The organism is Actinomadura rugatobispora, assembly GCF_055379765.1.
The window spans coordinates 11,577,432-11,594,622 of record NZ_AP029191.1; the positions used below are offsets into that span (position 1 = coordinate 11,577,432).

The following is a 17,191-nucleotide window of genomic DNA, read 5'->3' on the forward strand; positions in this document are numbered from 1 at the left end:
TGGAGGATCAAGTGCTCTCTGATGTCCGCATTCTCGACCTCACCCGGCTCCTGCCCGGAGGGCTGTGCACCCTCGTCCTCGCGGACCTGGGCGCGGACGTGATCAAAGTCGAAGCCCCAGGTGGCGGCGACTACGCCCGCGCGCGGGCGCCCCACCTTCCGGGCGGGGAGGCGACGACGTCATCGGCGAGTTTCCGCGGTCTGAACCGCAACAAGCGGTCGGTGGTCATCGACCTGAAAGCCGAAGGCGGACCGGACGCGCTACTGGCCCTGGCCCGGACGGCCGACGTGGTGGTGGAGTCATTCCGCCCCGGAGTTCTCGACCGGCTGGGAATCGGCTACGACGACCTCCGCGCGGTGAATCCGGGAATCGTCGTCTGCCAGATCTCCGGCTGGGGGCAGACCGGCCCGCTCTCCCAGACGGCGGGGCACGACGTGAACTACCTGGCGGCGATGGGACTGCTGTCGCACACCGGGCGCCCCGACGATCCGCCCGCGCTGCCCGCGACGCAGGTCGCCGACTCGTCCGCCGGCCTGTTCGCGGCCACCTCCATCCTGGCGGCCCTGCACGAACGCCGGCGCTCGGGGCGGGGGCAGCTCATCGACGTGTCCATCGCCCACTCCGCGCTGATGCTGGCGTCCATGACCGCCGCCGGCGTCCTGGCCACGGGCGAGGCGCGCCCGACCGCCGAGGGCGTCTGGAGCGGCGGAGCGGTGTGCTACCAGCTCTACCGCTGCAAGGACGGCTGGCTGGCGTTCGGCGCCCTGGAAGAGAAATTCTGGGCGAACTGGTGCCACGGAGTCGAGCGCCCCGATCTGCTGGGCCGAAGATATGACCCACCGCACTCGCACACCCATCAGGAAGTGACACAGATAATGGCGAGCCGTACCCGTGAGGAGTGGCGCCGGTTCTCCGCCGCGCACGATTCCTGCCTCACCGTGGTCTCGGGCCTGGACGAGGCACTGGACTCACAGACCGTCCGCGACCGGGGCATGGTGCACCATCTCCCCCATCCCGGAACGCCCGACGGCTACCGGGCGCTGGGCCTGCCGGTCTCCTTCTCCCGCACCCCGCCGGACCCCGCGCGGCTTCCCGCGCCGGCGCTCGGCGGTGATTCGGAGCGGCTCCTGAAGGAATGCGGCGTCCCCGCGGAGACCACCCGGCGCCCTCGGATGGCGGGTGAGATCTGATGGGCAAGAACAACGGCGCCACCCGAGAGAAGATCCTCGACACGGTCACCGAACTGTTCGTGGACAAGGGCTATCACGGGACGGGCGTCCAGGAGATCTGCAAGGCGGTCAACCTCGGACGGGGAGCCCTGTATTACCACATCGGCAGCAAAGAGCAGATCCTCTTCGAGATCAGCATGTCCCTGCTGCAGATGGCGCACGACGCGACGGTGCCGCACGTGCAGACCGACGACCCGCCGGAGGTCAAGCTCCGCAACATCGCCCGCGCGTTGCTGCGGCACCACGCCACGCACGGCGGCGGGTGGCAGGTCGCGATCCGCGAGGCGCGGTTCCTGTCGGAGGAGCACCAGCGCAAGGTGGTCGGTGCCCGGCGCGAGTTCGAGCAGATCTGGTACCGGGTCCTGCGGGACGGGGCCACAGCCGGGCAGTGGGGGCCGGTCGACGGCATCGACGTCCGCGCGGTCCTGGGCATGTTCAACTACACGGCGCGCTGGATGCGGTCCGACGGGCCGCTGAGCCCCGAGCAGATCGCCGACCGCTTCGTCGATCTGCTGCTCGACGGCCTCAAGGGCAAGCCCGCCGACCAGTGACGAAGGAGAGCACCGTGGAGATCTCCCACGATGACCAGGGTCCCGTACGGGTCATCACGATGTCGGGGCCCGGGGGCCTGAACGTCTTCACCCTCGACGTGCACGAGGAACTCGGCGCCCGCCTCACCGAGGCCGACGGCGACGACCGCGTCAGGGTCATCATCCTGCAGGGCACCGACCGGAGCTTCTCCGCCGGCGCCGACATCGACTCCTTCCCCGCCGCGCCCTGTGACCCCACCACGTTCGTCACCGAGTTCCTCCAGGCCAACAGCCTGCCCGAACGGCTCCGCAAGCCCGTCCTGGCCGTCGTCCGCGGCAGCGCCACCGCCGGCGGCTTCGAACTCGCCCTGGCCTGCGACTGGATCTTCGCCCTGCCCGAGGCCAGGTTCTCGCTGCCCGAGGCCCGCTTCGGCCTGGTGGCCGGGTACGCCGCGGCCCGCCTGACGCACATCGTCGGCGCCCACCACGCGCGCCGCCTGCTGATGACCGGCGAGTCCCTGACCGCCGACGGCGCCGCGACTCTCGGCCTGCCCGTCACCGTCGCCGACGATCCGCTCCAGGCGGCCCTCGGGATGGCCGACCAGATCTGCCGCGGCACGCCCCACGCCATCCGCCTCATCAAGCAACGCACGGTGGCCCTGGGGCGGGCCTTCGACCCGGACTTCGGCATCTCGGTGGCCGCTTACGCCCAGCTCTGGAACCTCCCCGACACCCGGGAGGCGATCACCGCCTGGCGCGAGAACCGCCCCGCCCGGCAGCGGCCCCTGAACGACCCCTGGCAAACATGACCTGAACAATGGCACGCCTCAGCAGAGCACCCCCCTTTCCTGGAAAACGCTAATTCTCGGCGCCACCACTTCTACGACGCACTACCTCAAGCCGATCTCGATCATTACCCTGCGAGACCGGTCGCCGAATCACGCCCCGACTGGTCGGCGTCCTCACCCAGGGGCGCTTGCGCGCAGACCACCTGCGACGCGCCCCCACCTGACCTTGGCGACCGGCTCCAGCGCCCTGCCGACGCGTCCGAGCACTCCGGCCGATCGACCGGCAGACGGACCGCCCCGACGCGAAGATCGTCAGATCCCACGGCCTCGAAGACCGATGCGCTCCCCGCTGGGAACCTCGACTTCCATTTACGACTGAACGGCACTCCAAAAGTCTTGTACCGATCGGTCTGTACACGTAACCTTGGTGCGATCCGACCGGGAAACGCCTGCGGCGACCGGCCGGTGATATGTCGCAGTCGAGGAGGCTTCAATGAGCGACATCACCATGCAATCGGCGGACGGGCGAAGAGCGGGACGCGGCCAGCGGCGCGTTCTGGTGTCGGCGGCGATCGGGCAGTTCGTCGAGTTCTACGACTTCGTCGTCTACGCCTACGTGGCTTCCACCCTGGCCACGCTGTTCTTCCCCTCCCACGACCGGTTCGCCTCGATGCTGGCGACCTTCGCCGTCTACGCGGTCGGGTTCGGGATGCGCCCGCTGGGCGGGCTGCTGTTCGGCCATCTGGGCGACCGCATCGGACGCCGCGGCGTCCTGGCGGCCATCATCCTGCTCATGGGCGGATCCACCGCGGTGATCGGCGTGCTGCCCACCTACTCCCAGATCGGCTTCGTGGCGCCGCTGCTGCTGATCGCCGCCCGCCTGGTCCAGGGCCTGTCGGTCGGCGGCGAGGCCATCGGGTCCAACGCCCTGGTCGCCGAACACGCGCCCGACCACCGCCGCGGCGCGAACGTGGCGCTCGCGTACGCCTTCGGCGTGATCCCCGCGGTGTTCGCGGCCCTGTTCGTGCTCGCGCTGAACAACATCCTGGGCGACGCCGCCTTCGAGTCCTGGGGATGGCGGATCCCGTTCCTGCTCGGCGGGGTGATCTCCCTGGTCGGCCTCTACATCAGGCGCCGGGTCAGCGAATCACCGGCCTTCGAGGCCGTCCGCAGCACCGAGCGGGTGGCGAAGGCACCGCTCGTGAGCGTCTTCCAGGAACACCGCCGCGCCCTGGGCTTCGCGTTCGTGATGGCCTCGCTGTCCGGTCTGGGCTTCTACTCCCTCACCGGATACTTCCCCTCCTACCTCACCGAATCGGTCAAGCTCAGCGCCACCGACGCACTGGTGTCCAACAGCATCGCCCTCACCGCCGCGTTCATCTCCATGCCCCTGGCCGGACTGCTGTCGGACCGGATCGGCCGCCGTCCCGTCCTGGTCATCGGCGCCGGCACCAGCGCCCTGGCGGCCGTTCCGGCCTACGTCCTGGCCAGCTCGGGATCGATCGGCACCGCGATCGCCGGGCAGAGCCTGCTCGCCTTCACCCTCGGCATCTTCTTCGGCGGCGTCGGCATCGTCTGGCTCGAACTGTTCCCCACCCGAACCCGCTACAGCGGCGCCGCCATCGGGCTGAACGCGGCGTACGTCATCTTCGGCGGCACCGCGCCGATGTTCGGCACCTGGCTGGTCGGCGTGACCGACAGCCTCCTGGCCCCCTCGGTCTACCTGGCCGTACTCGCCACAGTGGTGTTCCTGGTCGCGTGCCGGCTGCCCGAGACCCACCGCACCTCACTGCTCCGAACCGAAGACTCCGACCACGCCACCCCCGACCTCACCCCGGAACTGGAGCCCAAGAAGGCGACCCCCTAATCCCCATCACTCACGACAGGGATACCAGCCGACCATCACGGCCCGGCCGCCCGGCCCACCCAGCCAGGCGGCCGGGCCCAGGCATACGCGCGGCCAACCACAACGACACCCTGAAGCCTTCACGATCTTCTGGGGTGCCTCAGACCATTGCGTTGGCTGGACGGGCGGGGATTACCTCGGGCGTTATGGACGTGGTGTGGGGGGCGGTCAGGATGGCGGGTCCGCAGGTGGGTGCCTTGGAAGGAAGTGCTGCGTGAGCGATGGGCTCGTCGAGACCATGCCGTTCGCCCGGGAGCTGGGCGTCGAGATCGACACGGCGGGGGCGGAGGAGGTGACCGGGCGGTTGGCGTGGGCCCCTGAACGCTGCACCGCGGGCGGGGCCATGCACGGTGGGGCGCTGATGGCGCTGGCCGACAGCCTGGGCGCGGTGTGCGCGTTCCTGAACCTGCCGGAGGGGGCGTCCACGACGACGCTGGAGTCGAAGACCAATTTCTTCCGGGGCGTGCGGGAGGGCGAGGTGCGCCGCGTGTCCCGGCCTTTGCACACCGGGCGGCGGTTCATCGTCGTGCAGACGGACCTGTACGGCGGGGACGGCCGACGCGTCGCCCAGGTGACGCAGACGCAGGCGGTCCTCGCCGGGTGACGGCTGTGACCAGGGGGAACGTGCGACCATGAGGGCACTCGTACAGGGAGGCACCCATGGACGACGTCGTTCTGGTCATCGGCACCCGCAAGGGGCTGTTCATCGCCCGCGGCGGCGGGGGCGGCTGGGAGGTCGATCCGGTCCGCTTCACCTCGGCCCCTGTCACGGCCGCCGCGGTCGACCCCGCCGGCGGGCGGATCCTGGCCGCGGTCAACAGTCCTTTCTGGGGCGTGTCGCTGGTGGTCTCCGACGACCGCGGGCGCACCTGGACCGAGCCCGCCGCGAAGGCCGAGGACGCGCCGATCGCGTTCCCCGCGTCCACCGACGCCTCGCTCAGGGACATCTGGCAGCTGCGCCACTCCCCCACCGAGCCCGGCGTCGTCTACGCCGGGGTGGAGCCCGCCGCCCTGTTCCGTTCCGAGGACGGCGGGCACAGCTTCGCCCTCGTCCGGGGGCTCTGGGACCACCCGCACCGGGCGACGTGGCAGCCGGGAGGCGGGGGCCTGTGCCTGCACACCGTCCTGCCGCACCCCACCGACCCGAGCACCCTGACGGTCGCGATCTCGACCGGTGGCGTCTACCGCTCCACCGACGGCGGCGCCACCTGGGAGCCGCGGAACAAGGGCATCCGGGCCGACTTCGTCCCCGAGGACCCCTATCCCGAGTACGGGCAGTGCGTGCACAAGGTCGACGCGCACCCCTCCAGGCCGGACCGGTTCTTCCTCCAGCACCACGGCGGCGTGTACCGAAGCGACGACGACACCGCCTCCTGGACGCGCATCGACGACGGCCTGCCCGGCGACTTCGGCTTCCCCATCGCCGTGTCCCCGACCAGGCCCGGCACCGTCTACGTCATCCCGCTGACGGCCGACGTGGACCGTACCCCTGCCGGCCACCGCTACCAGGTCTGCCGTTCCGACGACGCGGGGAGGACCTGGACGGCCCATACCAAGGGCCTGCCGGACGAGCCGTGCTACGCGACCGTGCTGCGCGACGCGTTCTGCACCGACCAGAGCACCGGCCTGTACTTCGGCACCCGGGACGGCTGCGTCTACGCCAGCGGGGACGACGGCGAGTCCTGGACGGAGGTCGTGCGCCACCTGCCCGACGTGCTGTGCGTGCGGGCGGCCACGCCGTGAACGTGACGGTCCGCCTGCCGGGCGCGCTGCGCGACATCGCGGGCGCACGGGCGGCGATCCCCGTGGAGGTGCCGGCGGGCGCCACGGTCGGTGACGCGCTGGACGCCCTGGGCCGTGAGCTGCCCGCCGTGGCGCGCCGCGTCCGCGACGAGCGGGGTGCGCTCCGCCCTCACGTCAACGTCTTCCTCGGGGCGACCAACATCCGGGACCTGGACTTCCTCGCCACGCCGGTGAGCCCCGATGTCGAGGTCCACATCCTGCCCGCCGTGTCGGGCGGCTGACGCCTTTACGTTGTAGATCACGAACACTGACTGTCACACCCGCGTGCCATCGTCGGTGTCACCCGACGAGAGGGTGGTGACGATGGACCGCGATGCGTGGCGGCCCTGGCTGGAACGGTGGAGCGAGGAGTGGATCGACGCCCACGACCCCGAACGCGACCGTCCCCACGACGACGACGTCCTGCGGCACCGCTGGCTGGGCTTCGCCCCCGCCGCCCCGGAGCGGATCGCCGCGGCCGAGGCCCGGCTGGGGCGGGCACTGCCCCCCTCGTTCCGCGAGTTCCTGCTGGTCACCGACGGATGGCGGTACGCGGGCAGCTTCATCTGGAGGCTGGGCGGCGCCGGCGAGATCGGCTGGATGCGCGACCTGGACGCGCACTGGATCGAGGCCTACGCACCGAACATCCCGGCGCGGGCGCTGCAGATCTCCCTGGAGGGCGACGCGGCCGTCCTGTTCCTCGATCCAGGTGACGTCGACCCCGACGGTGAATGGGCGGCCTACTTCCAGGCCTCCTGGACGGGCGACGGCCCCCGGCGCCATCCCTCCTTCCACGCCCTCATGCGCCACCTGTACGCGGGCTTCCACGCGCTGCGCCGCCCGCCGGGCCCGACCCGCGACTTCTGGACCGAGGCGACCGAGCGGGCACGCCTCGCCGCGCTCGCCGGGGAGGTCGACGGGCCGCTGGAGGTCCTGGAGGAGGCGTGCCGGTTCGGGATCGAACGCGCCCGGCTGCTGCGCTTCCAGATGCTCACGCTGCTCGGGAACCATGAGATGCAGGTGCAGCACCTCCTCCTGGACGAGGACGCGTGGCTCGCCGGCGACCCGATCCTCGAGGCGGAGCTGCTGCCGCTGCTGTACTCCGAGCACCGGCGCCGGCACCAGTGGGGCGGTTCGGTGCTGGAGTTGCTGAAGGAGCACGGCCCCGAGCGGCTCAGGCCGCTGGTGGCCCGGTACGAGGCGCGGGCCCGCGAGCCCGGTCACCGGCCGCGGTTCGGGCCGCCGGAGTTCGACGAGCGGGTGCGCGCCGTCCAGGCCGGGCTGTCCCTGTCGGGGATGGACGCGGCCTGGCCCGCGCTGCGGGACGCGATGGCCTTCTGGCGCCCGGTGAGCGAGCACCACATCGCGCCGGTGGTCCTGTTCAGCGATCCCCTGCTGGCCACGCTGATCACGCCGGAGCGCGGGCGGGAGATCCTGGCGGTGCGGCGCTGGGGCGGGCCTGGGTGACCCTTGTTTCAGCCCTTCGCCTCGGCCCCGGGCGCGACCAGGTGGGAGTCGAAGAAGGCGAAGATCCGATCCCAGCCGTGGGCCGCGTCCTCCCGGCCCTTGCCGTGCCCCAGGATCACCTTGGAGATCGCGCTCATCGGCGCGGGGAGCTCCGCCTCGGTGAGGAAGCTGTGCCCCGCGCCGGGGTACTCCTTCACGTCGTGCGGGACGTCCAGCACGGTCAGGGCCCGCTCCAGCTTCCCGGCCGCGCCCGAGAGCATGCGGTCGCGGCCGCCGTAGCTGGCCACGACCGGGCAGGCCCCGTCCAGGGCCCGCACCGGGTCGCGCGGCAGGATGCCGTAGTTCACCGCCGCCGCCTGGAAGTCGTACCTGGCCGCGGCCACCAGGGCGAACCCGCCGCCCATGCAGAAGCCGATGACGCCGACCCGGCCGGTGCTGTCGTCCCGCCCGGCGAGCCAGGCGCGGGCGCCCTCGATGTGGTCGAACATCGGGCCGCGCCTGGCGAACAGCTGCCGCATGGCGGCGCGGACGCAGCGCAGCCACGGCGCGCCCCGGTAGAAGTCGGGCAGCAGGGCCAGGTAGCCCTGCGCGGCGAAGCGGTCGGCCTGGGCGCGCATGTCCTCGTTCGCGCCCAGCGCCTCGAACACGACGACCACGGCGGGCCAGGGCCCCTCGCCCTCGGGCACGGCGAGGTAGGCGGGCAGCCGCCCCGCCCCCGCGGGAATGGTGATGTCCGGCATGCGACCCAACCTTGGCCCTCCCGCGGCCGCGTGCCCAGATCCCGGCGGGTGTGACACGCGTCTCAGCGCGGGGAGCCCGGCCGGCGCGGGGCGGTCAGACCTTGCGCCACTTGGGGATCCAGGCGCCGTCCTCGATCTCGTAGTCGCCGAACAGCGCGGGGGCCTCGCGGCGCATGACCTCGCCGACGCGGCCGAACAGCAGCCGGATCTCCTCCTCGGCGCCCGGCGCGGTGCGGTTCTCGACGATGTGCCGCAGGGTGCGGACGTTGGCGGTCCACACCAGGCCGGTGGCCACGCCCTCGGGCGCGAAGCGGCGCATGAACGAGGTCTTGTGCTTCTTCTCCTTGAACGGCACGCCCTCGTCGTCGAGCCCGAAGCGCCCGGCCATCCAGCCCTGGAACTCCTCCATCTGCTCCAGCAGCGCGGTGGCCCGCTTCATCAGCTCGGGGTCCTCGCGGGCCCACTCGGGGAACCAGAACGGGATGTCCTGCAGCCGCACGAACCGCAGCGACTCCTGGGAGATCGCGACGCCGGGGCGGTGCCGGACCAGCTCGTGGGTCAGCACCCGGCTGACGTTGTGCAGCACGAAGCTGAAGCTGACGTGCTCCAGCACCGATCCGTGCATGCTGCGCAGGATGTTCTCCAGGTACTGGTCCTGGTCGGTGCGGATCTTGGTGACGTTGGGGTTGAGGCCGGGCTCCCAGGAGCGGTAGCACAGCCGCCCGGCGAACTCGGCGAGGTTCTGCGGATCGTTCAGCTCGGCGTCCAGGTCGCCGCGGTCGAGCCGTTCCAGCCACGACTCCCCGCCGACGTCCCGCAGGTACCGGGCCACCTCGTCGTAGTCCAGCTCCGGCCGCGCGACCAGGTACACCTCCGGCTCGACGCTCTTCACTCTGTCCCCCACGCCTTGTCCGCCGCTTCACATCGAGCGCAGCCCGGGGCTGCGCCGAGAGCACGCTACGCCATCCCGTCCCGTCCCCGCTCCCCACCCCGCCGTTCGTCAGGTGCGTCCGGGATGACACTCATGAATCTATCCCGCAGACTGGATGTTTCCAGACGGAAGGGCCATGTGGTGGGTGCGACATGGGTGGTGCCGGTGCGGGCGGCGCACCGGGCGAGGCCGGTCGGCCTCGGTGATCGTTTCGAGGACGGGCCGTGACGGAGCTGAAGGTCCTCGGCGCCTGCCCGCTGGACTGCCCCGACGGCTGCTCGTGGGTGGTCACCGTCCGGGACGGGGAGGCGGTCGCCCTGCGCGGCAACCCCGGCCACCCGTACACGCGGGGCGCGCTGTGCACCAAGGTCAACCGGTGGCTGGAGCGCGCGTCCCAGCCGGACCGGATCCTGTACCCGCTGCGCCGGGCCGGCCGCAAGGGCGAGGGGCGCTTCGAGCGGATCACCTGGGACGAGGCGCTCGACGAGATCGCCGCCCGGGTGGGGCGGGTGGTCGAGGAGCACGGCGGGGAGGCGGTCTGGCCGTACTGGGGCACCGGCACGCTCGGCTACGTCCAGGGCCTGGAGGGGCAGGCGGGGCGGCGGCTGTTCAACCTGCTCGGCGCCTCCGGGCACGAGGCCGACATCTGCTCGGCGGCGGGCATCGCGGGGCTGAAGTGCACGATCGGCTCGGCCGGCGGCATGGATCCCGAGGACCTCGCGCACTCCCGGCTGATCATCCTGTGGGGCACCAACCCGCTGACCAGCGGCCACCACGTGTGGAAGTTCGTGCAGGCCGCGCGGCGGGAGGGCGCGCACGTGGTCGCGATCGACCCGGTGCGGACCCGCACGGCCGCGCAGGCCGACGAGCACCTGGCGCCGCTGCCGGGCACCGACGCGGCGCTGGCGCTGGGGCTGCTGAACGTCGTCGTCGGCCTCGGCGCGCAGGACGAGGACTTCCTGGAGCGGCGCACGCTGGGCTGGCCGGAGTTCCGGGCCCGGATCGGGGAGTTCCCGCCCGCCCGGGCCGCGGAGATCACCGGCGTGCCCGAGGAGCGGATCGTCGCGCTCGGCGAGCGGATCGCCCGGACCCGCCCGACCGCGATCCGCGCGACGCAGGGCCTGCAGCGGCACGCGGGCGGCGGCTCGGCGCTGCGGACGCTGGCGTGCCTCCCGGGCGTGACCGGCGACTGGGCGCGCCTGGGCGGCGGCCTGGTCTTCTCCACCTCCGGGCACATCAGGCTGAACCGCCGGGCGCTGTACCGCGACGACCTGCGGCCCGGCGGCCCGGGCTTCCGCCGGGTGCTGTCGATGAGCCGGATCGGCGAGGGCCTGCTGGAGGTGGACGGCCCGCCCGTCAAGGCGCTGTTCGTGATCGCCGCCAATCCGGCCGGCAGCGCGCCCCACCAGAACAGGGTCCGCGCGGGGCTGTCCCGCGAGGACCTGTTCACGGTGGTGCTGGAGCAGTTCCCGACCGACACCACCGACTACGCCGACATCGTGCTGCCCGCGACGATGCAGCACGAGCACGCCGACCTGCACGAGGGCTACGGGCACCTCTACCTGGCCTGGAACGAGCCCGCCGTCGCCCCGCCCGGAGAGTGCCTGCCGACGACGGAGACGTTCCGGCGGCTGGCCCGGCGGATGGGCCTGGACGACCCGGCGCTGCAGGAGTCCGACGAGGCGCTGGCCGAGCAGGCGCTGGCGTCCGGGCACCCCTACCTGGAGGGGATCACGCTCGACCGGCTCCGCAAGGAGGGGTTCGTGCGGCTGGCGGTGCCCGACCCGTTCATCCCGTACGCCGACGGGTTCCCCACGCCGTCGGGGAGGCTGGAGTTCGTGTCCGCGCGGGCCCGGGGCGCCGGGCTGGACCCGGTCGCCGGGTACACGCCGCCGGCCGAGGTCGCCGACCCCGTGCGGGCCGCGGCCTACCCGCTCGCGCTGATCTCGGCGGCCTCGCACCACTTCCTCAACACCGTGTTCGGGAGCGACGTGGAGCTGCGGCGCCGCGCCGGGAACGGGCCGTCGGTGCGGCTGCATCCCGGCGACGCCGCGGCGCGGGGCCTGGTGGACGGGCAGCGGGTCAGGGTCTTCAACGACCGGGGCGCGTTCGAGGCGGTGCTGGAGACGACCGACGCGGTGCGGCCGGGCGTCGCGGCGACGACCAAGGGCCACTGGGCGAAGTTCTCCGGCGGCGCCAACGCCAACGCCGTGGTGGCCGAGCGCGCCACCGACCTGGGCGGCGGGCCGACGTTCCACGACACCCGCGTCGAGGTGGAACCGCTGCCCTGATCCGCCGCGTCAAGATCTTCCGGAACGGTACGGTGTGGGCGCACGGAGGGGCGGATGACGATGCGGGCCGAGCTGGATCGGGCGAGGAAGTACGAGCGGCAGGGCAAGCCCGGGGAGGCGGTCCGCCTCTACGCGGAGGTCGCCGCGGCGCTGGAGGCGCGGGGCGACTGGGCGTCGGCGGTGGCGGTCCGGGGCCGGCAGGCCCGCGCGCTCCAGGACGCGGGCCGCCTTGGGGAGGCGATGCGGGCGCTGGCGTCCGCCGACCACGCCGCCGCGGGCCTGCCCGCGCACGCCGCCGAGGCGCGGGCCGTGCTGGACGGCCAGGCGGCGCACGTGCTGGCGGGCGCGGGCCTGCCGGCGGAGGCGCGCGGCAGGGCGCTGGCGGCGATGGGCGGGTTCCGGGCCGTCCAGGACCACCGGCGGGCCGACCGCGCGGCGCTGCACGCCGCCCGGCTGGCGATCAGGGAGATGGGGCACCGGGCCGCGGTCCCGGCGATCCGCGAACTGCTGGCCTCGGTCGACCCGGCCGGGGACGTCCACCGTCAGGTGGCGGTGATCCTGGCCGAGGCCGAGCGGCGCCCCGACCGGGACCACGACGTGATCGTCACCGATCCGGACGTGCCGTCGTGGGGGCGGCTGGCGGGGGCGCTGGCGGTCGGCGCGCACCTGGCGACCGGTAACGGCGTGGCGTGGAACCTGGCCGACGGCGGCGACGAGGACCCCGCCGGCACCAAGGAGCGGCTGGCCCAGAGCTGGGGCGTCACCGACCACGACGGCTGGCGCGAGCAGATCGACGCGCTGCTGGCCGCCGAGAACAGCGATCCGGCGATCCAGGCCGTGCTCGACCGCCGCCGCCGGGGCGACGACGAGTACGCCTGGCAGGACGCCATCGCCGTGTGGTGCGGCGAGAAGGACATCTCGACGGACACGACGACCGCGCTGATCAAGCTGTCCACGCGCGTCCTGCGGTACGAGGCGCGGTTCCGGGCCGACGGGGCGCTGGCCCCCGACGGCCGGATCGGCAGCGTGTACGGCTACGACTTCGGCCGCGCGGTCAACATGGCGCGCTGGGGGCGCAACGCCGGGTACTGCGCCGCCGACGAGGCCGAGAAGTGCGTGCTGATCGCCGGGGACCGGGCCCGCCGGACGTACGGGTCGTGGGCGGAGTTCTCCGCCGGGTACACGCTGGGCCGGATGCTGCGGTTCGACGACGACGAGTTCGGCGAGTGGTACGAGCGGTCGGTCGCCGTCCACCGCATGCTCCTGGACGATCCCGGCAGCCCCTGGCGCAAGCTCGCCTGGGGCTGATCGGCCCGGGCCGGCCGGGGTCAGCGATCCCCGGTGACGGCGGCGTCCCACGCGGCCGTCAGCACGCCCGCCTCGCCGCCCTCCACCAGGTGCGGCGCCCCGAAGGCCATCGCCGCCTCGACCGCCGCGAGGAAGGCGCGGCGCCAGGGCGGTTCGAAGTACTCCTCGGTCTCGCCGTCCTCGACGACCACGGCGATTCCCGGGCGCCCTCGGGACCGGGCGGCCAGCCACGCCATCCGGTACACCGCCGTGAACCCCGACCCGACGGGGGACGCCGCGGTCCCGATGGCGCGGGCGCCGGGGATCGCCGTGACCCCTTCGTGCGGGGTGCCCAGGTAGGGCCCGGGGTTGGGCTGCGCGGCGAGCCAGCGGTCCCAGGCGGCGCTGTAGGCCTCGCCCGCGCCGGGGTGGCGCGCGGACGCGAGCCGCTCGGCCCTTTCCTGGGTCAGCCCGCGGGTCGCCTCGATCACCTCGGCGACCCGCTCGCCGTGCGGGCCGAACAGCGCCGACACGGGCAGTTCCGCGACGACGTCCACCGACATGGCGCGCGTGTAGCCGGCCTCCGGGACCAGCTCGGCGTTGGCCCGGTCGATCCGCTCCCGCCAGCGCTCGTCCTCGGGCGGGACGACCTCGACCCGGAAGAGCCGGCCCGGCCAGTTCCAGACCGTGAGGCCGCCGAGGGAGCGCGTGGCGACGATGTACGGCGGCTCGGGGTCGGGGTTCGCCACCCGGCGTCCCGCCTCCGCCCCGGCCATGCGGCCGGGGTCGGCGTCGGCCACGTAGACGTACCCGGAGGAGGGCCCGGAGGCGGGCCCGGAGGCGGACGCGGGGGCGGGGCCGGTCACGCGGCGAGGAGCGCGTCGATGTCGGCGTTGATCGCCCGCTTGCCCGCCTCGTCCAGCGAGGAGGCGGTCACGGCGTTGCGGGCGAGGGCGGCCAGGTCTGCGCGGCCGAGCCCGAAGGTGTCGGCCGCCACCCGGTACTCCCCGGTCAGCGTGGTGTCGAACATGGGCGGGTCGTCGCTGTTGAGGGTGACGAACAGCCCCTCCTCCAGCATGCGGGGCAGCGGATGGGACGCCACGTCGGGGATCTGCCCGGTGCACACGTTGGAGGTCGGGCACACCTCCAGGGGGATCTGGGTCTCGCGCAGGTGCGCCACCAGCCTCGGGTCCCGGACGCAGCTGAGGCCGTGCCCGATCCGCTCGGCGCCCAGCCCCTCCACGACCTCCCAGATCGTCTCCGGGCCCGTCATCTCCCCGGCGTGCGGGAGGCTGCGCAGGCCGGCGGCGCGGGCGGCGCGGAACGCGTCGCGGATCGCGTCGGTGTGCCCGGCGCGGGCCTGCTCGATCCCGGCCAGCCCGAACCCGACCAGCGCCTCGGGGGGATGCTCGAGGGCCTGGTCGAGGGTGCCGCCGACGAAGTCCCCGGGCAGGTCGGCGGGGACGTCGAAGATGTAGGCCATCTGGACGCCGTGCAGTTCGCGCGCCCGCCGGGCCGCGATGTCCAGCGCCTCGGTGACCGCGGCGGGCGGCATCCCGACCAGCCGGTGGGCGTGCGGGGTGACGGTCAGCTCCACGTAACGCACGTTCTGCGCGGCCAGGTCGCGGGCGCTGCCGAGCACCAGGGTGGCGACGTCCTCCGGTTCCCGGACCAGCGCGTTGACCGCCTGGTAGACCTCGGCGAAGTGCGGGAAGTCGCGGAACTCGTAGAAGCGCCGCAGTTCCTCCTCGCCGGTGGGCACCGGACCCCCGGGGTGGCGGCGGGCCAGTTCCAGGACGGTGGGGACCGACGCCGAGCCGACCAGGTGGACGTGCAGCTCGACCTTCGGGAGCGCGTCGATGAACGCGTGCAGATCGTTGATCGTTGTGGACACGCGGGGACGCTAACAGCGGTGTCCGGGCGCGCGATAGGACATCCGGCGTTATCTAACACAACAATGTCAGAATGGCCGTATGCGCGCGTCCCGGCTGATCTCACTGGTGCTCCTGCTGCAGTCGCGGGAGCGGATGACGGCCGCCGAGCTGGCCCGCGAGCTGGAGGTCTCCGAGCGGACCGTGTACCGGGACGTGGAGGCGCTGTCGGCGGCGGGCGTCCCGGTGTACGCCGAGCAGGGCCGCCGCGGCGGCTACCGCCTCGTCGGCGGGTATCGGACCCGGCTGACCGGGCTCAGCCGGGAGGAGGCCGAGGCGCTGTTCCTGTCCGGGCTGCCCGGGCCGGCCGAGGACCTCGGGCTCGCCGACGCCGTGGCCGCGGCGGAGCTGAAGGTGCTGGCCGCGCTGCCGGCCGCGCTCCGGGACGCCCCCGTGCGGGCCGGCCTGCGCTTCCACCTGGACGCCCCCGGCTGGTTCGGCCGCTCCGGCCCGCCGCCGGTGCTGCGCGAGCTGGCCCGGGCCGTGTGGCGGGACGAGATCGTCCGGTTCCGCTACCGCCGCGACCGGGACCGGGCGGCCGAGCGGACCGCCGAGCCGTACGGCCTGGTGCTGAAGAGCGGCACCTGGTACCTGGTCGCGCGGGTGGGCGACCGGCACCGCGAGGGCCACCGCACCTACCGGGTGGACCGGATGTCCGACCTGGTCCCGACCGGGGAGCTCTTCGACCGCGACGCGGACTTCGACCTGCCCGGATACTGGTCCGTGCAGGCCGAGGCGTTCCTGCGGGCGATGCTGCGCGAGGAGATCACGGTGCGGCTCAGCCCGGCCGGGCTGCGGGCGCTGCGGTACGCGGTCGAGCCGTACGCGGCGCGGCGGGCCGCGGAGGCGGCCGGGGAGCCCGACGGCGACGGCTGGGTGGTCACCACGCTGCCGATCGAGTCCGCCGAGGTGGCCCGCTCCGAGCTGCTGCGGCTCGGCGCCGACATCGAGATCCTCGACCCGCCCGGACTGCGCGCCGAGATCGCCGGGACGGCCGCCCGCATCGCCGCCCTCTACGGGGAGCCGCGGCACGGCCCCCGCGCGGAGGGAGGCGAAGCGAGAGGCGAGGGGCCGTGACGCCCGGTCAGCGATAGCCGGTGACGTCGGCGGGCTTGCCGGCCGACTCCACCTCGGCGATGTAGCGCCAGGCGTCGGGACGGCTCCCGTCGGCGTCGGTGAAGCCGTACACCTGGGCCAGCCCGCCGCTGGACAGCGACTGCCCGTTCCACCGCGCCCGGTCGGGGTCGGCGGCCAGGGCCGCGACCGCCCGCCCGACGAACGCGGGCGACTCGGAGATGGCGAAGTGCTCGTTGACGCGGGTGCCCTCCAGCCAGGTGTCCTCGGTGACGCCGAAGTGCTCCAGCATCGCCTCCGACCGCAGCCAGCCGGGGGTCAGCGACACCGCGGTGCCGCCGTGCCCCTTGATCTCCTCCGACAGGGCCAGGCCCATGCGGATCACCGCCCATTTGGCGATGTCGTAGAAGAAGCCGTTCTGCCAGCGGTAGGCGGCGTTGGTCTCGGCGGTGCCGTCGGTCATCTCGACGACCAGCCCGCCGGGGTTCCTGATCAGCAGCGGGAGGGCGCGGTGGCTGGTGATGGCGTGGGTGTCCAGCGCCAGCCGGAACAGCCGGAGCCCGTCCTCCAGCGGCAGGTCCCACAGCCTGGTGTCGAACTTGGTGAGGTGGTCGGCGCCCCAGATGTCGTTGACCAGGACGTCGAGGCGGCCGTGGTCGGCGTCGATCCGGTCCACCAGGCGCGTCACCTGGTCGGGGTCGAGGTGGTCCACCGGGACGGCGACGCCCTCGCCGCCGGCCGCGGTGACCAGTTCGGCGGTCTCCTCGATGGTCTCGGGACGGTCCATCTCCGAGCGCCGCTCGCGGGTGGTGCGGCCGGTGGCGTAGACGGTGGCGCCGGCGGCGCCCAGCTCCACGGCGATGCCGCGCCCGGCGGCGCGCGTGGCGCCGGCGACCAGCGCGATCTTTCCCGCCAGCGGGCGTTCCCGCCGGTCGCCGTCAAGGGTGTTCTCGGTCGTGTTCTGGCTCATGGGGACGATGCTGGCAGCGAAACCTGACAGCCCGCGTCAGCCTTTCCGGCGGACGCGGGACAGGTCAGGGGGCGGAGGTCAGGGATTGAAGATGCTGACGCCGCCCGGCCCCACCAGGAAGCCGAGGACGATCAGGACGATGCCGAAGATCAGCTCGCGTCGCGCGATGATGACATAGATACCCGCGATGATCAGGGCCACCGCGATGAGCCACAGCAAGGTAAGCATGGTCGCGGGGTCCCCGGCCCCGCGACCATGAAACGGC

General features: G+C 73.2%; 17 protein-coding genes. 11 read left to right on the forward strand and 6 right to left on the reverse strand.

Going from position 1 to position 17,191, the window contains the following annotated elements:
- Nucleotides 1-11: 11 nt before the first annotated feature.
- From ACZ466_RS51870 to ACZ466_RS51905, 8 genes are all read left to right on the forward strand, one after another.
- Nucleotides 12-1,190 carry a CaiB/BaiF CoA transferase family protein gene (locus ACZ466_RS51870; RefSeq protein WP_378287887.1) on the forward strand — a complete coding sequence of 393 codons (1,179 nt, stop codon included), beginning with the start codon at nucleotides 12-14 and terminating at the stop codon, nucleotides 1,188-1,190.
- A complete protein-coding gene (locus ACZ466_RS51875) occupies nucleotides 1,190-1,780 on the forward strand; it encodes a TetR/AcrR family transcriptional regulator (protein WP_378287888.1) in 591 nt (196 codons plus the stop codon). The genes ACZ466_RS51870 and ACZ466_RS51875 overlap by 1 nt, the downstream gene beginning before the upstream one ends.
- Nucleotides 1,781-1,794: 14 nt before the next feature.
- Nucleotides 1,795-2,568: an enoyl-CoA hydratase/isomerase family protein gene (locus tag ACZ466_RS51880; protein ID WP_378287889.1), complete on the forward strand. Its 774-nt coding sequence runs from the start codon at nucleotides 1,795-1,797 to the stop codon at nucleotides 2,566-2,568.
- Between the two features lie 472 nt (nucleotides 2,569-3,040).
- Nucleotides 3,041-4,414 (forward strand): MFS transporter, encoded by a 1,374-nt coding sequence (locus tag ACZ466_RS51885; protein WP_378287890.1) that lies wholly within the window; start codon nucleotides 3,041-3,043, stop codon nucleotides 4,412-4,414.
- A 253-nt stretch (nucleotides 4,415-4,667) separates the two neighbouring features.
- Complete coding sequence (locus ACZ466_RS51890) at nucleotides 4,668-5,057, forward strand: PaaI family thioesterase (RefSeq protein WP_378287891.1); 390 nt, start codon at nucleotides 4,668-4,670, stop codon at nucleotides 5,055-5,057.
- Between the two features lie 56 nt (nucleotides 5,058-5,113).
- Nucleotides 5,114-6,196: a WD40/YVTN/BNR-like repeat-containing protein gene (locus tag ACZ466_RS51895; protein ID WP_378287892.1), complete on the forward strand. Its 1,083-nt coding sequence runs from the start codon at nucleotides 5,114-5,116 to the stop codon at nucleotides 6,194-6,196.
- Nucleotides 6,193-6,477: a ubiquitin-like small modifier protein 1 gene (locus ACZ466_RS51900; RefSeq protein ID WP_378287893.1), complete on the forward strand. Its 285-nt coding sequence runs from the start codon at nucleotides 6,193-6,195 to the stop codon at nucleotides 6,475-6,477. Before ACZ466_RS51895 ends, ACZ466_RS51900 begins: the two co-directional genes overlap by 4 nt.
- An 82-nt stretch (nucleotides 6,478-6,559) precedes the next feature.
- The gene (locus tag ACZ466_RS51905; protein ID WP_378287894.1) at nucleotides 6,560-7,702 is read left to right on the forward strand and encodes an SMI1/KNR4 family protein; all 1,143 of its coding nucleotides are present in this window, start codon (nucleotides 6,560-6,562) and stop codon (nucleotides 7,700-7,702) included.
- 8 nt (nucleotides 7,703-7,710) lie between these two features.
- Here the strand turns inward: ACZ466_RS51905 and ACZ466_RS51910 are convergent, their stop codons facing one another.
- Together ACZ466_RS51910 and thyX are read right to left on the reverse strand one after the other, a co-directional pair.
- Nucleotides 7,711-8,442: a dienelactone hydrolase family protein gene (locus ACZ466_RS51910; protein ID WP_378287895.1), complete on the reverse strand. Its 732-nt coding sequence runs from the start codon at nucleotides 8,440-8,442 to the stop codon at nucleotides 7,711-7,713.
- Between the two features lie 94 nt (nucleotides 8,443-8,536).
- Nucleotides 8,537-9,334, reverse strand: coding sequence for an FAD-dependent thymidylate synthase (thyX, locus tag ACZ466_RS51915; RefSeq protein ID WP_378287898.1), 798 nt, complete (start codon nucleotides 9,332-9,334; stop codon nucleotides 8,537-8,539).
- 263 nt (nucleotides 9,335-9,597) lie between these two features.
- Here thyX and ACZ466_RS51920 point away from each other — a divergent pair, with 263 nt between their 5' ends.
- Nucleotides 9,598-11,664: a molybdopterin-containing oxidoreductase family protein gene (locus ACZ466_RS51920; RefSeq protein WP_378287896.1), complete on the forward strand. Its 2,067-nt coding sequence runs from the start codon at nucleotides 9,598-9,600 to the stop codon at nucleotides 11,662-11,664.
- 54 nt (nucleotides 11,665-11,718) lie between these two features.
- The gene (locus ACZ466_RS51925; RefSeq protein ID WP_464042284.1) at nucleotides 11,719-12,972 is read left to right on the forward strand and encodes a DUF1266 domain-containing protein; all 1,254 of its coding nucleotides are present in this window, start codon (nucleotides 11,719-11,721) and stop codon (nucleotides 12,970-12,972) included.
- A 20-nt stretch (nucleotides 12,973-12,992) separates the two neighbouring features.
- Here ACZ466_RS51925 and ACZ466_RS51930 read toward each other — a convergent pair whose 3' ends face one another.
- On the reverse strand, nucleotides 12,993-13,817 hold the full coding sequence (locus ACZ466_RS51930) for a hypothetical protein (protein ID WP_378290469.1): 825 nt from the start codon (nucleotides 13,815-13,817) through the stop codon (nucleotides 12,993-12,995).
- Nucleotides 13,814-14,845 (reverse strand): adenosine deaminase, encoded by a 1,032-nt coding sequence (gene add / locus ACZ466_RS51935; protein ID WP_378290471.1) that lies wholly within the window; start codon nucleotides 14,843-14,845, stop codon nucleotides 13,814-13,816. The genes ACZ466_RS51930 and add overlap by 4 nt, the downstream gene beginning before the upstream one ends.
- Before the next feature lie 79 nt (nucleotides 14,846-14,924).
- Here add and ACZ466_RS51940 point away from each other — a divergent pair, with 79 nt between their 5' ends.
- Complete coding sequence (locus ACZ466_RS51940) at nucleotides 14,925-15,959, forward strand: helix-turn-helix transcriptional regulator (RefSeq protein ID WP_378290473.1); 1,035 nt, start codon at nucleotides 14,925-14,927, stop codon at nucleotides 15,957-15,959.
- A 7-nt stretch (nucleotides 15,960-15,966) separates the two neighbouring features.
- Here ACZ466_RS51940 and ACZ466_RS51945 read toward each other — a convergent pair whose 3' ends face one another.
- Nucleotides 15,967-16,926, reverse strand: a complete 960-nt coding sequence (locus ACZ466_RS51945; protein ID WP_378290475.1) for an SDR family oxidoreductase — start codon at nucleotides 16,924-16,926, stop codon at nucleotides 15,967-15,969.
- 78 nt (nucleotides 16,927-17,004) lie between these two features.
- Entirely contained in the window at nucleotides 17,005-17,154 is a 150-nt protein-coding gene (locus tag ACZ466_RS51950; protein WP_378290477.1) for a GPGG-motif small membrane protein, read from the reverse strand.
- Between the last annotated feature and the right edge of the window lie 37 nt (nucleotides 17,155-17,191).